This is a genomic window from Xanthomonas bonasiae (genome assembly GCF_017163705.1).
Classification (GTDB): Bacteria; Pseudomonadota; Gammaproteobacteria; order Xanthomonadales; family Xanthomonadaceae; genus Xanthomonas_A; species Xanthomonas_A bonasiae.
This window is the reverse complement of sequence record NZ_JAFIWB010000004.1, coordinates 72112-86064: the sequence shown is the minus strand read 5'-3', so window position 1 is coordinate 86064 and position 13953 is coordinate 72112. Positions and strand designations below refer to the sequence as shown.

Genomic DNA, 13953 nt, shown 5'->3' with positions numbered 1-13953 from the left:
CTACCCCTCCTGCCTGGCCCACCCATGCTCCAGCGCTGCCTGATCGCCCTGCTGCTGACCTTGCCGACCGCCGCGCTGGCCGCCCCGGCGCAGTACGCGCTGGATCCGGTGCACACCCGCGTGCTGTTCGCGATCGAGCACGCCGGCTTCTCCAAGGCGCTGGGCACCGTGTCCGGCAGCACCGGCACGCTGTCGTTCGACCCCGACGACTGGCGCAGCGCGCGGCTGGACGCGCGGGTGCCGCTGCAGCGCCTGGACCTGGGCGACGACAAATGGAACCGCGCCGCGCTGGCGCACAACCTGGTCGATGGCGAACATTTCCCCGAGGCGCGCTTCGTCTCCACCCGGATCGAGCCGGTCGACGCCACCCACGCCAAGGTGTTCGGCACGCTGACCCTGCACGGGGTCAGCCGCGAGATCGCGCTGGACGTGACCCTGAACGCGCTGAAGCGGCATCCGCTGCCGCCGTTCCGCCGCACCGTGGGCTTTTCCGCCACCACCACGTTGCAGCGCGCCGACTTCGGCATCGCCGCCTGGCCGTCGGTGATCGGCGCCACGGTCGAGTTGCGCATCGAGGCCGAGGCCACCCGCGACGGCCGCGCCGACCCCGACCCGCCGCCGGCGGACGCACCCGCCGACACCCCCACTCCCTCGCCCAGCGCCAGCCAGGAATCCACGCCATGACCGCCAAGAACACCGCCGAGCGTTGGGGTGGCGTCAGCCAGACCCTGCATTGGCTGATCGCCGCCTTGATCCTGTTGCTGGGCGTGGTCGGCCTGACCATGGGCGAGCTGCCGAAGACGCCCAAGTACTTCTGGGTCTACACCGCGCACAAGTCGCTCGGCCTGACCGTGCTGGCGCTGGTGATCGCGCGCCTGGGCTGGCGTCTGTACGCCGGCGCGCCCAAGCCGGTGCCGGGCACGCCAAGCTGGCAGGAACGCATCGCCAGCGCCACCCACGCGCTGCTGTACGTGCTGATCTTCGCCATGCCGCTGTCCGGCTGGCTGTACGACTCCAGCAGCGGCCTGCGCCCGTTCCGCTGGTTCGGCCTGGTCGCCGTGCCCAAGCTCAGCGCGCCCGACACGCACCTGCGCGACCTGTCGCATGCGGTGCACGAATGGGGCTTCTGGATCCTGATCGCGGTGGTGCTGGCGCATGCCGGCGCCGCCTTCTACCACCACCTGTTCCAACGCGATGCCACCCTGGCGCGGATGTTGCCGCGCGGCTGGCTGACCCCCAAGTCCTGAGGAGTTCCATCATGTCGTCCCGTTTCGCCTCCCCCGCCGCCGTTGCCGCCAGCCTGGTGGCGATGCTCGCCGCCGCCCCCGCGTTCGCCGCCGATTACGTGCAGGCGCCGGGCTCGAGCCTGGTGTTCGCCAGCAAGTACGACGGCGAAGTGTTCACCGGCCAGTTCCCCGGCTTCGATACCAAGCTCAGCTTCGACCCGGCCAACCTGGCCAACGCCAGGCTCGACGTGGCGATCCCGCTGGCCGGCGCCAAGAGCGGCAATGGCGACCGCGACTCCACCTTGCAGGGGCCGGACTTCTTCAACGTGGCCAAGTTCGCCACCGCCCACTACCGCGCCGACAAGTTCCGTTCGCTGGGCAACAACCAGTACGCCGCCGACGGCACCCTGGAACTGCGCGGCGTGTCCAAGCCGGTGACCCTGACCTTCACCTGGACCCCCGGCGCGCAGCCGGTGCTGGCCGGCAAGGCCACCGTCAAGCGCCTGGACTTCGGCGTCGGCGGCGGCGATTGGGCCGACACCAAGACCATCCCCAACGAAACCGCGATCAGCACCAAGGTGGTGTTCAAGGCGAAGTGATTCGCCACAGGCCGCAGCGGCATGCGGCCACTGGGCGGCGGATTCCCTCGTCGGGTCCGCCGCTTTTTTTGTGCCTGGAGGGGTGCAGCAAGGGCATGGCCTGCCGTCTTGGCCAGCGATGCCCGGCTCGCTGGCAGGCCACGCGCTGAGCGCTCGCGTGCCGAGGCCGGCCAACGGCGCGCTTCGCCACGCATGCCACACTTGCGGCATGGAAAAGGACATCTTCAGGACCGCGCGCCTGATCGGCCGCCACTTGCGCCCATCCGACGTCGATGCCTTGTTCGCGGTCTACGGCGATGCCGAGGCCATGCGCTGGGTCGGCGACGGCGAGCCGCTGGATCGCGCGCAGTGCAGGGAATGGGTCGCCGTCTCCGAACGCAACTACCGCACGCGCGGCTACGGCATGTCTGCGTTGGTGGACCGCGCCGATGGCCAGACCATCGGTTTCTGCGGGCTGGTCCACCCGGCCGGCCAGGCCGAGGCCGAACTGAAATACGCGTTCCGGCGCGAACACTGGGGACGCGGACTGGCCACCGAAGCGGCGCAGGCGATGCTGGCGTATGCGCGGGAGGAACTGGGCCTGCAGCACGCGATCGCCACCGCGTATCCGCAGAACCTGGCCTCGCTGCGCGTGCTGCGCAAGGCCGGCATGCATCCGGCGCCGACCCGCACGGACGCCGAAGGCACGGTGATCTGCTGTTTCGCATGGCATGCGGACGCGCCGCCGGCGACCGAGCAACCGCACGGCACTGCGCCCGCGGCCGGCCTGGCGGCGGAATAGGCGCACGGCGCTTGCTGTGGCCACACCGGATCGACCTCGCCGCACGAGCGCGATCGCCGCTTGCAGCGCGCCGCTTCAATAGACGAAACGGTCGCCTGCGAGCGGCGGCGTCGCCGCCGGCTGGCGCAGCGCGTGCGTGCGCTGCTCGAAGGCGAAGCCGTAGCCCAACAGCCGCCGCTCGCTGAACTCCGGCCCCAGGAACGACACCCCCACCGGCAGGCCGTCCGCGGTGAAACCCGCCGGTACCGTCAGCTCGGGCCAGCCCGCCACACTCGCCAGACCCGGACCGAAGTTGCCGAACAGACCACGCGCATTGCGCTGCGCGGGTTCTCCGATCCGGTTGATGCGCATGGTCTGGGTCGGATAGACGATCGCATCGAGACGGTTCCGGGCCAGCACCGCCTGCATCGACGCCTTGAGGAACTGGCGGCCCTGTTCGCGGGCCGCGAGATAGACCGCATCGGTCGGCGGCGGCGCGGCGGCCTCCTCGCGGTATCCGTCGCGGCGCCCCGGATTGGGGAAGGCGCCGGCCGGCGTGGCCGCGTTGAGCGCTTCGCTCAGCGCCAGGATGTCGGCGTGGCGCTGCGGATACCGCGGCGGAAAAGCCGCCGGCAGATACGCATCGAGACTGGGGGCGGCTTCGGTGCGCACGAGGATCGCCTGCAGCTCGCCGCTCAGGCGCAGCAACCACGGCGGCAGTTCGATCTCCACCACCGACGCGCCGCTCGCCCGCAGCGCGTCGAGGGCCGCCTCCATCGCCGCGTCCACCTGCGGATCGTCCCCGGAAAAGTCGCGCCGCGGGAACCCGATGCGCGCCCCGCGCAGCGCATCGGCGCGCAGCCCGAGCATGGAATCGGCGGGAGCGCGGCCGTCCGCGTCGCGCGCCGCCGCTGGCCGCCGGTCCGCATCTTCCAGCACGCTCAGCACCAGCGCCGCATCGGCGACGGAACGTACGATCGGACCGACCGCATCGAGCGTGGGCGCATTCGGCTGGATGCCGGCATAGCCGATCGCGCCGGTGGTCGGACGCAGGCCGACCACGCCGTTGGTTGCCGCGGGCCAGCGCGCCGAGCCGGTGGTGTCGGTGGCGATGCCCACCGGCGCGTAGCCGGCCGCGACGCCCACGGCGGTCCCGCTGGACGAGCCGGCCGGGCTGTAGGCGAGATTGTGCGGATTGCGCGTCTGCCCGCCCAGCGAACTCAGCGCCGGCCCCGACGCCAGCTCGCTCAGGTTGACCTTCGCCAGGATGATGGCGCCCGCCTCGCGCAAGCGCACGACCACCGCGGCGTCCGCATACGGCACCGCGCCGCGGAGGCCGTAGAAGCCGAGCGTGGTGGGGAGATCGCGGGTATCGATGTTGTCCTTCAGCAGCACCGGAATGCCGTGCAGCGGCGAGCGGCGTCCGCTGGCGCGGCGCTCGGCGTCCAGCGCGCGGGCCTGCTCCAGCGCGTGCGGATTGAGACTGATGACCGCATGCAGCTGCGGATCGTAGGCCCGGATCCGGGCCAGCGACAGCGCGACCAGCCGCTCCGAATCCAGGGCGCCGCTGTCGATCGCGCGGTTGATCTCGGCGATGCTCGCGGTCTCCAGATCGAAACGGCGCTGCGCCTGGTCGTGCGCTGCGGCGACGCTCCACAGCAGCGCAAGCACTGCCAGGCCCGCACGATAAGGAACCCTCATGTCGCCGCCTCTGCGTTTGTCGCCATGACTGGGGATGACTTGCATTGTGATGCCGCCGCGCCAGGCGCCGCTACCCGCCAGGCTACTGCGCGGCGGTCAGCCAGCCCGTGACCTCCGCCGGATCGAACGGCCATTGCAGCTCGCGCCCCGCCGCGTCGCGCAGCACCGGCACCCGCTCGCCGTAGCGCGCTTCCAATGCCGGGTCGCCGTCGATGAAGATGCTGTCCAGGTCGCCCACGCGCGCCTGCGCCAGGACCAGCAGGGCCTGGTCGCACAGATGGCAGTCGTCGCGCTGGTACAGGGTCAGGGACATGGCCGCGGCTCCGATGCTGCGTTGCGGGCGTGCGCAATGCGCCAGGGGCATAGAATAGACGGTCTTTGGCCTTCCACCTCTCCGGCACGTATGGCTGTCAGCACCTTCGACCTGTTCAAGATCGGCATCGGGCCGAGCTCCTCGCATACCGTGGGGCCGATGCGCGCGGCCGAGCGCTTCGTGCACCGCTGGCTGCTGGATCCGGGCCGGCTCGGCGAGGTGGTGCGGATCCGCGCCGAGGTGTTCGGTTCGCTGGCGCTGACCGGGCGCGGCCACGGCACCGACAAGGCGGTGCTGCTGGGCCTGGAAGGCCAGCGCCCGAACCTGATCGACCCGGACATCATTCCGAGCACGCTGGAGCGCATCCGCAGCAGCAAGCGCATCAACCTGATGGGCCAGCACAGCATCGCCTTCGACGAGAAGCGCGACCTGGCGCTGAACAAGCGCCAGAAGCTGCCCTACCATACCAACGGCATGCGCTTCACCGCCTACGCCGCCGACGAGGAGGTGATCGCCACGCGCGACTACTACTCGGTCGGCGGCGGCTTCGTGGTCAACCAGGACGACGCCGCCGACGACCGCATCGTCGCCGACGAGACGCCGCTGCCCTACCCGTTCAAGAGCGGCGACGAACTGCTGGCGCAGGCCGCGCGCAGCGGCCTGAGCATCGCCGCGCTGATGTTCGAGAACGAGAAGTGCTGGCGCAGCGAGGACGAGATCCGCGACGGCCTGCGCGAGCTGTGGAACGCGATGCAGGCCTGCGTGGCGCGCGGCATCCGCGAGGAAGGCACGCTGCCCGGCGGCCTGCACGTGTCGCGCCGCGCGCCGGCGCTGTACCGCGAACTGTCGTCCAAGCCGGAAGCGGCGATGCGCGATCCGCTGACCACGCTGGACTGGGTCAACCTGTATGCGCTGGCGGTCAACGAAGAGAACGCCGCCGGCGGGCGCGTGGTCACCGCACCGACCAACGGCGCGGCCGGGATCATTCCGGCGGTGCTGCACTACTTCGACCGGTTCTGCCCGGGCAGCGACGAGCAGCGCATCTTCGATTTCCTGCTGACCGCCGCGGCGATCGGCATCCTGTACAAGGAAAACGCGTCCATCTCCGGCGCCGAAGTCGGCTGCCAGGGCGAAGTCGGCGTGGCCTGCTCGATGGCCGCCGGCGGCCTGGTCGCCGCGCTCGGCGGCAAGCCGGGGCAGATCGAGAACGCCGCCGAGATCGGCATGGAACACAACCTCGGCCTGACCTGCGATCCGATCGGCGGGCTGGTGCAGATCCCGTGCATCGAGCGCAATGCGATGGGCGCGGTGAAGGCGATCAACGCCAGCCGCATGGCCATGCGCGGCGACGGCAAGCACAAGGTGTCGCTGGACAAGGTGATCCGGACCATGCGCGACACCGGCCGCGACATGCAGGACAAGTACAAGGAAACCAGCCGCGGCGGGCTCGCGGTGAACGTGATCGAGTGCTGAGATGATGGCGCCGGCGCGTCCTCCCTGTCCGAGCACATCGCGCCGCCGCGGCGCATGCGCGGACCAGGCCGGGGCGCGGTCCCGCGCAGCGCGCAGCGCCCGCACGGCGACGCTGCATGGGCGGCGCGCCACCGCGTGCCACGGGTCGGACCTGCCTGGATGACAGGCCTTGCGGCCGTCGCGATCGCCGACGCCGCGCAGGCCTTTGTTGCGCTACGGATAAAGATCGGCGCGCCTGCGCCGATAGCGACATTGACGATCCGCCGAACCGGCACTGGAATGCCCTTGCAGTCCCACCCCGCTTCCTGGTGCACCTGTGCGCTAAAGCTGGCCATGCTCCTGGGAGTGTGGATCTCGCTCGTGCCGACGGCGGCCGCCTTGCAGCCGGACAAGCAGTTCAACCACTACGAACGCCAAGGCTGGGGCCTGGAACAAGGCCTGCCGCAGCTGAGCGTGCAGGCCTTCGCGCAGGACCGGCAGGGCTACCTGTGGATCGGCACGATGGGCGGGCTCGCGCGCTTCGACGGCGTGCGCATGACCACCTTCGGCGAGAAAGCCCCCGCCAACCTGCCCGGCCCGTGGATCAAGGCCTTGCAGGTGGACCCGCGCGGCGACCTGTGGATCGGCACCTATCGCGGCCTGGCGCGCTACCGCGACGGCCGCTTCCGCAATCTGCTGCCGCTGGACCCGCAAGCCCCGCTGCTGAACATCGAAGCGATCGCGGTCGACGCGCAAGGCACGGTGCTGGTCGCCGCGCAGGATGGCGTCTATGCCGTGGTCGGCGACGGCCTGCGCCTGCGTCATCGCATCGCCGATGGCGCCTATGCGCTGCTGCCGCGCGGCGGCGAGCTGTGGGTCGGTACGCGCGGCGCCGTGCTGCGCTTCGCCGAGGGCGACGAGGAGCCGCTGCCGCTGCCGGCCGACGCGCACGCAGCGCCGGTGCGGCAGCTGCTGGACGCGCAGGGACGGCTGTGGGCCGGCAGCCGCGACGGCCTGCTGTTCCGCCGCGACGGCCGCTGGCAGTGGCTGCCCGGCGACCCGGCGGTGACCCGACGCGCAGTGGAAGCGCTGTTCCAGGACAGCGACGGCAACCTGTGGGTGGGCCTGCCCGGCTATCTGCTGCGCGTGCGCGACGGCGGCATCGTCGAGCAATCCCTCCAGCACGGTCAGAATACCGTCGTCAGCGCGGTCTTCGAGGACCGCGAGCGCAACCTTTGGCTGGGCACCCAGCTGAGCGGCGTGACCAGGCTGTGGAACGGCTGGACCCGCCGCTACAGCAGCTACGAAGGGCTGACCGATCCGCTGGTGTGGACGCTGGCGCGCGACCCCGACGGCTCGCTGTGGGTCGGCACCGGCAGCGGCCTGGCGCGGCTGCGCGCCGGCCGCTATCAGCAAGTGCTGAGCCGCGACCAACTGCCCGGCGACGTTCCCTACACCCTGCTCGCCGAACCCGGCCACCTGTGGATCGGCACCCGCCGCGGCGCACTGCTGTACCGCGACGGGCGCGCGGCCGAGCCGCCACTGCTGGCGCCGCTGCACGAACTGCAGGTCAACGGCATCGTCCGCGATCGCGCGCAGCGGCTGTGGTTCGCCACCAGCGACGGCCTGTTCCGCAGCGACGGCGTGCGCCTGCAGCACTATGGCAACAGCGAGGGCCTGCGCGACCCGCGGGTCCGCCTGATCCACGAAACCCGCGCCGGGCGCCTGCTGATCGGCTCCCAGGCCGGCCTGTACGAAGTGCGCGGCGAGCGCCTGCTGGCGCTCGCCGAGGCCGGTTCGGCGCTGGCCGACGCCGACGTCACCGCGATCCACGAACTGCCCGGCGGACAGTGGGTGATCGGCACCCTGTCCGACCAGCTGTGGGTGTTCGACGGCAAGCGCTGGACCATGTTCGACGAACACGACGGGCTGCCCGCCAACGCCGCGTTCTTCATCGCCGACGACGGCCACGGCAGCCTGTGGGTGGCCGGCCTGCGCGGCGTGTACCGGGTGCCGCTGGCGAGCCTGCTCAAGCGCATCGCGGTGCCGGGCACGCCGCTGCAGGCCGAACTGCTGCTCAACGAGCGCGGCCAGCGCCACGGCGGCGTGCAGGGCCTGTGCTGCAACGGCGCCGGCAACGGCAAGGGCTTCATCGACAACGGCACGCTGTGGCTGCCCAGCCGCGACGGCGTGGTGACCATGGACACCGCCGGCATCGTCAAGAATCCGGTCGCGCCGCAGCCGGTGGTGGAACGGATCCGCGCGCAGGGCCGCTGGATGGCGCCGCAGGCGCTGCGCGACACGCCGCTGCCGGCGCAGGCGCGCGACCTGGATTTCGAGTTCACCGCGGCCTCGTTCCAGGCCCCGGAGAACGTGGAACTGCGCTACCGCCTGGTCGGCTACGACACGCAGTGGCGCAGCCTGGACGACATCCGCCAGCGCGTGGCCAGCTATACCAACCTGCCCGGCGGCGACTACGTGTTCGAGGTCAGCGGCAGCAACAACGCCGGCGTCTGGGCGCAGGCGCCGGCGCAGTTGCCGCTGCGGATCCGGCTGCGCTTCCAGGAGACGCTGTACTACAAGCTGCTGCTGGTGCTGGGCGTGCTGGCCCTGGCGCTGCTCGGCATCGGCATCGCGCGCGTGGTCAACCAGCGCCAGCGCGAAACCCTGGAACGGCAGGTGCGCCAGCGCACCGAGGCGCTGCAGGCGGCCAACCAGCGCCTGCAAGAAGCCAGCTTCACCGACGACCTGACCCAGCTGCGCAATCGCCGCTACCTGTCGCTGCACATCCCCAGCGACATCGCGCTGTACCGGCGCATGGCCGCCAACGACCAGGACATGCTGTCCTCGGGCATGCTGTTCGCGCTGATCGACATCGATCATTTCAAGTCGATCAACGACAGCGGCGGCCACCACACCGGCGACGCGGTGCTGCAGCAGATGGCGCAGCTGCTGGTCAAGCTGACCCGCGAAAGCGACTACGTGGTGCGCTGGGGCGGCGAGGAATTCCTGCTGGTGCTGCGCTCGGCGCCGCGCGAGAACCTGACCGTGGCCGCCGAGCGCCTGTGCCGGTCGATCGCCGCGCACTCCTTCGCGCTCGATCATGGCCGCCACAGCCAGGTCACCTGCTCGATCGGCCTGGCCGAATTCCCGTTCGTGCACGATCCCGACAACCGCCTGGGCTGGGAGCAGTTGCTGATCCTCGCCGACCGCGCGCTGTACCAGGCCAAGGCCAAGGGCCGCAACGGCTGGGCCGCGTACCGGCCGGTGCTGGGCACGCAGGCCGAGCAGGTGCTGGCGGCGCTGCAGGAGCCGCCCGAGCGCATGCAGCACCACGCCTGCCTGAGCCTGGTGCACTCGCGCTGCTGAAGCGCGTTGACGCGGCCCGTGCATGGCCCGGGCTAGAGTCGCGGCATCCCCGCACTCGCTCCAGCCCGCATGCGCCGACACACGCTCCTCGCCGCGCTCGCCGCCGCGCTCCTGCTGCCGCCCTGCCACGCCGCCACGCCCGCACCGCGCTACGGCGCGCAGCTGGAAGGCTTCGACTATCCGTACCCCGTCGCGCGCTACGACTTCGCCTCGCAGCGCCAGCCGTTGCAGATGGCCTATCTGGACGTGGCCCCGAGCGGCACGCCGAACGGCCGCACGGTCGTGCTGCTGCACGGCAAGAACTTCTGCGCGGCGACCTGGGAGTCGGCGATCGCCGCGCTGGTCGCCGCGGGCTACCGGGTGATCGCGCCGGACCAGATCGGTTTCTGCAAGTCGAGCAAGCCGCAGGCCTACCAGTTCTCCTTCGCGCAACTGGCGGCCAACACCCATGCGCTGCTGCAACACGCCGGGGTCACCCGGGCGGTGTTCGTCGGCCACTCGATGGGCGGCATGCTCGCCGCGCACTACGCGCTGCAGTATCCGCAGGACGTGAGCCGGCTGCTGCTGGTCAATCCGATCGGGCTGGAGGACTGGAAGGCGGCCGGCGTGCCGTGGCGCAGCGTCGACGACTGGTACGCGAAGGAGCTCAAGACCGATGCCGCTTCGATCAAGCAGTACCAGCAGAGCGTCTACTACGGCGGGCAATGGAAACCGGAGTACGACCGCTGGGTGACGATGCAGGCCGGGCTGTATGCCGGCCCCGGCCACGCGCGCGTGGCCTGGAACCAGGCGCTGACCTCGGACATGGTGTTCAACCAGCCGGTGGTGCAGCAGTTCGCGCAACTGCGCGTACCGACCACGCTGTTCATCGGCCAGCGCGACCGCACCGCGATCGGCAAGGACCTGGCGCCGCCGGCGCTGGCCAGGACCCTGGGCGACTATCCGGCGCTGGGCAAGCGCGCGGCGGCGGCGATTCCCGGCGCGACGCTGGTCGAATTCGCCGACCTGGGCCACTCCCCGCAGGTCGAAGCGCCGCAGCGCTTCAACGCCGCGCTGCTGCAGGCGCTGGCCGCGCCGAGCGCCGCACCGAGCACTGCGCCGTAGCGGCGCAGCGGATGCCGGCGCCTCAGCGCACCGCGATGCGCAGCACGTCGTCGAGCAAGGCCGCCGCGGTCACCTCGGCCCCGGCGCCGGGGCCCTGGATCAGCAACGGCTGCTGCAGGTAGCGGTCGCTGTGGATGGCGACGCGGTTGTCGGTACCGGCACCGCTGGCCAGCGGATGCGCCAGCGGCAGCTCGCGCAATCCCACCGACGCGCCGTGCGCATCGAAACGGCCGACGAACCGCAGGCAGGCGCCGTTCGCGTGCGCCTGCGCCAGGCGCGTCGCCAGCGGCGCATCCAGCGCCGACAACGCGGCATCCACGTCCCGCGGTGCCGCCGCGGCCAGCGCCGCCGGCAGCAGCGATTCGACCTGCACCTGCTCGGCGCGCAACGACAGCCCGGCCGCGCGCGCCAGGATCAGCAGCTTGCGGCGCACGTCCTCGCCGGACAGGTCCTCGCGCGGATCGGGCTCGGTGTAGCCGGCCGCCGCGGCCTCGCGCACGCACGCGGAGAACGCACGGCTGCCGTCGTAGCGATGCAGCAGCCACGCCATCGAGCCGGACAGCACGCCTTCCACCGCGTGGATATGGTCGCCGCCGGCGGCCAGCGCGCGCAGGCTGCTCAGCAACGGCAGGCCCGCACCGACCGTGGCGCTGTCGCCGTAGTGCGCGCCGGCGGCATGCCGCGCGGCATGGATCTGTTCGGCGCGCGCCAACGCAGCGCCCTGGCCGAGCTTGTTCGCGGTCACCACATGCACCCCGCGCGCCAGCCACTCGGCATGCCGCTGCGCCACCGCCTCGCTGGCGGTAGCGTCGACCACGATGTCGCCGGCACGCAGGTCGGCGGGCTGCGGCGCGCTGCCGCGATTGCCACGCACGGCGGCATTGGCCACGGCCAACGCCTGCGCCGGCGCTTGCCGACACTCCTGCAGGATCCGCGAATTGGCCAGCCAGGCGAACGTCGGCAAGCCCGGGCGGCGCTGCTGCAGCACCTGGTAGCGCGCGACGAAGGCGCGGCCGACCGTGCCGGTGCCGAGCAGACCGAGTCGCGGCAATGCGGCATCGGCGGCCTGCGCCGGCGCCGGCGCTATTGCATCGGCGACGCTGCTGCTCACGCGTCCACCCGTTTGCGCGCCACCGCCTCGCCCGCCTGCTGCGCACGCAGCAGACCTGCCTGCAGGTCGGCGATCAGGTCCTCGCTGGACTCGATGCCCACCGACAGCCGCAGCAGGCCATCGCTGATGCCGGCATTGGCGCGCGCCTCGGCGGTCATCGCCGCGTGCGTCATCGACGCCGGATGCGCGACCAGGCTCTCGACCCCGCCCAGCGACTCGGCCAGGGTGAAATAGCGCAGCCCATCGACGAAGGCACGTACCTCGGCTTCGCCACCGGCCAGCTCGAAGCTGATCATCGCGCCGAAGCCGGTCTGCTGCCGCGCCGCCACCGCATGCCCCGGATGCGTGGCCAGGCCCGGGTAATAGACCTGGTTGACCGCGGCATGCCCGTCGAGCAGCGCCACCACCGCCTGTGCGTTCTCCTGGTGCACGCGCAGGCGCGCATCCAGCGTGCGCAGGCCGCGCAGGGTCAGGAACGCATCGAACGGCGAACCGGTCAGGCCCAGCGCGTTGGCCCACCACACCAGTTGCTGGTGCAGTTCGGCGGTGGCGGCGATCACCGCGCCGCCGACCACGTCGCTGTGGCCGTTGACGTACTTGGTGGTGGAATGGATGACCAGGTCGGCGCCGAAGGCGATGGGCTTCTGCAGCGCCGGCGACAGGAAGGTGTTGTCGACCACCGCCAGCGCGCCGGCCTTGTGCGCGGCATCGATGACGAAGCGCAGGTCGGTGATGCGCAGCAGCGGATTGGACGGGGTCTCGATCAGCACCAGCTGCGGCGACTGCGCCAGCGCCTCGGCCAGCGAGCGCGGGTCGGTCAGGTCGGCGGTGATCAGTTCAAAATGGCCCTTTTTGGCCAGCGCGTTGAACAGGCGCCAGCTGCCGCCGTACGCATCGTGCGGCACCACCAGCTTGTCGCCCGGCTGCAGCAGCGCGTTCAGCACCAGGTTGATCGCGCCCATGCCGGTGGCCGTGATCACGCCGCCGGCGCCGCCTTCCAGCTCCGCCAACGCTTCGCCGAGCAGGTCGCGGGTCGGATTGCCGCTGCGGGTGTAGTCGTACTGGCGCTTGTTGCCGAAGCCGTCGAAGCTGAAGTTCGACGACAGCACGATCGGCGGGGTCACCGCGCCGTAGGCGGTATCGCGATCGATGCCGGCGCGCACCGCGGCGGTGGCGGAGCTACAGGGCAGATCGTTGTCGTGGGCAGTGCTCATGCGGTAGCTCCGGTGGGGCGAAGGGCGGTGGCGAGGATCGCGTCGATGCGGTCGGTTTCTTTCAGGAAGGCGTCGTGGCCGTACGGCGAACGCAGCACGCGCAGGCTGCCGCGCGGGCCCAGGCCCTCGACCAGGGTGACCAGGTCGGCCAGCGGCACCAGGCGGTCGCCTTCGACCGCGACCACCACGGTCGTCACGGCGACGGCGGCCGGGTCGATGCGGTGCAGGTCGATGGATTCGGACAGGCGCAGGTAGGCGTTGACCTGGGTGCGCGCCACGTACTGCGCGCCGGCGGCATCCAGGTAGTCCTCGGCGGCGACGCGGACGCGGCCGTTGATCACTTCCGGCGGCGCATCGAAGCGCTCGCCGAATTCTTCCGGGGTGCGGTAGCTGAGCATCGCGAACTGCCGCGCTAGCGACAGCCCGTGGCTCTCGGCGCACTGCAACTGGCCCAGGGCCACCGCGCGGCGCTGCAGCGCGCGCCACGCCGCGGCATACGGATGCGCGCGGTGCGCGCCGCTGACCGCGACCAGTTTCAGCAAGCGCTGCGGATGCCGCACCGCCAGCTGCAGGCCGACCAGCGCGCCGTAGGAATAGCCGACGAAGCCGTGCAACTGGGCGATGCCCAGCGCATCCAGCAGCGCGGCGATCGCATCGGCCTGGTCGGCGCTGTCGATCGGCGCGTCCAGGCTGCCGTCGGCGCCGACGAAATCGAACGCCAGCAGCCGCCGCTGGCTCGGGTCCAGCGCCCGCCCAGGCGCGACCAGGCCTTCGGCCCAGCCCTTCTCGGGAAAGCTCGCGTTGGCGGCGAGATGGCGATGCGCGGAGATGCCGCCGGCGACGAACACCACCGGCGCGTCCGCCGGACCGGTCAGCTCGTAGCGCAGGCGCAGCAACTGCACGCCGGCGTGGCGCAGCGGCAGCGCCACCGCCACTTCGCCGCGCAGCGCGAGCACGCCGTCGGCGGCCGGCGCAACGGCGGCGGCATAGCGGTCGAGCGGGGCATTCACAGTAAGGGGGCGGTTTGGCGTATTCACGAGGCTCATGGCGGTATCCGGGGAGGAACGGCCATCGAGCTTCGCGGAGCTCGCGTTCGACGTGCGG

The 13953-nt window shown here is 71.4% G+C and carries 12 protein-coding genes; 7 read left to right on the top strand and 5 right to left on the bottom strand.

Annotated elements, in window-relative coordinates:
* Positions 1 to 24: 24 nt before the first annotated feature.
* From JR064_RS06130 to JR064_RS06115, 4 genes are all read left to right on the top strand, one after another.
* Entirely contained in the window at positions 25 to 684 is a 660-nt protein-coding gene (locus JR064_RS06130; protein ID WP_191826561.1) for a YceI family protein, read from the top strand.
* Positions 681 to 1247, top strand: a complete 567-nt coding sequence (locus JR064_RS06125) for a cytochrome b (protein WP_206229138.1) — start codon at positions 681 to 683, stop codon at positions 1245 to 1247. The genes JR064_RS06130 and JR064_RS06125 overlap by 4 nt, the downstream gene beginning before the upstream one ends.
* 11 nt (positions 1248 to 1258) lie before the next feature.
* Positions 1259 to 1825, top strand: coding sequence for a YceI family protein (locus tag JR064_RS06120; protein WP_206229137.1), 567 nt, complete (start codon positions 1259 to 1261; stop codon positions 1823 to 1825).
* A gap of 208 nt (positions 1826 to 2033) precedes the next feature.
* Positions 2034 to 2606 carry a GNAT family N-acetyltransferase gene (locus tag JR064_RS06115; protein ID WP_206229136.1) on the top strand — a complete coding sequence of 191 codons (573 nt, stop codon included), beginning with the start codon at positions 2034 to 2036 and terminating at the stop codon, positions 2604 to 2606.
* Positions 2607 to 2681: 75 nt separating this feature from the next.
* Here JR064_RS06115 and JR064_RS06110 read toward each other — a convergent pair whose 3' ends face one another.
* Together JR064_RS06110 and JR064_RS06105 are read right to left on the bottom strand one after the other, a co-directional pair.
* Positions 2682 to 4286 (bottom strand): amidase family protein, encoded by a 1605-nt coding sequence (locus tag JR064_RS06110; protein ID WP_206229135.1) that lies wholly within the window; start codon positions 4284 to 4286, stop codon positions 2682 to 2684.
* Positions 4287 to 4368: 82 nt separating this feature from the next.
* Positions 4369 to 4599: a glutaredoxin family protein gene (locus tag JR064_RS06105; RefSeq protein ID WP_206229134.1), complete on the bottom strand. Its 231-nt coding sequence runs from the start codon at positions 4597 to 4599 to the stop codon at positions 4369 to 4371.
* Positions 4600 to 4689: 90 nt separating this feature from the next.
* Here JR064_RS06105 and JR064_RS06100 point away from each other — a divergent pair, with 90 nt between their 5' ends.
* From JR064_RS06100 to JR064_RS06090, 3 genes are all read left to right on the top strand, one after another.
* Positions 4690 to 6072 (top strand): L-serine ammonia-lyase, encoded by a 1383-nt coding sequence (locus JR064_RS06100; protein WP_179566321.1) that lies wholly within the window; start codon positions 4690 to 4692, stop codon positions 6070 to 6072.
* Between the two features lie 360 nt (positions 6073 to 6432).
* Positions 6433 to 9420, top strand: coding sequence for a ligand-binding sensor domain-containing diguanylate cyclase (locus tag JR064_RS06095; RefSeq protein WP_338123868.1), 2988 nt, complete (start codon positions 6433 to 6435; stop codon positions 9418 to 9420).
* Between the two features lie 69 nt (positions 9421 to 9489).
* Positions 9490 to 10524 (top strand): alpha/beta fold hydrolase, encoded by a 1035-nt coding sequence (locus JR064_RS06090; protein ID WP_206229132.1) that lies wholly within the window; start codon positions 9490 to 9492, stop codon positions 10522 to 10524.
* 22 nt (positions 10525 to 10546) lie between these two features.
* Here the strand turns inward: JR064_RS06090 and JR064_RS06085 are convergent, their stop codons facing one another.
* The 3 genes from JR064_RS06085 to metX are packed head-to-tail and all read right to left on the bottom strand — an operon-like array spanning position 10547 to position 13895.
* Positions 10547 to 11611 (bottom strand): homoserine dehydrogenase, encoded by a 1065-nt coding sequence (locus JR064_RS06085; RefSeq protein WP_206229228.1) that lies wholly within the window; start codon positions 11609 to 11611, stop codon positions 10547 to 10549.
* Positions 11612 to 11631: 20 nt separating this feature from the next.
* Positions 11632 to 12849, bottom strand: a complete 1218-nt coding sequence (locus JR064_RS06080) for an O-succinylhomoserine (thiol)-lyase (protein ID WP_206229131.1) — start codon at positions 12847 to 12849, stop codon at positions 11632 to 11634.
* Complete coding sequence (metX, locus tag JR064_RS06075) at positions 12846 to 13895, bottom strand: homoserine O-succinyltransferase MetX (protein ID WP_206229130.1); 1050 nt, start codon at positions 13893 to 13895, stop codon at positions 12846 to 12848. Before metX ends, JR064_RS06080 begins: the two co-directional genes overlap by 4 nt.
* Positions 13896 to 13953 lie beyond the last annotated feature (58 nt).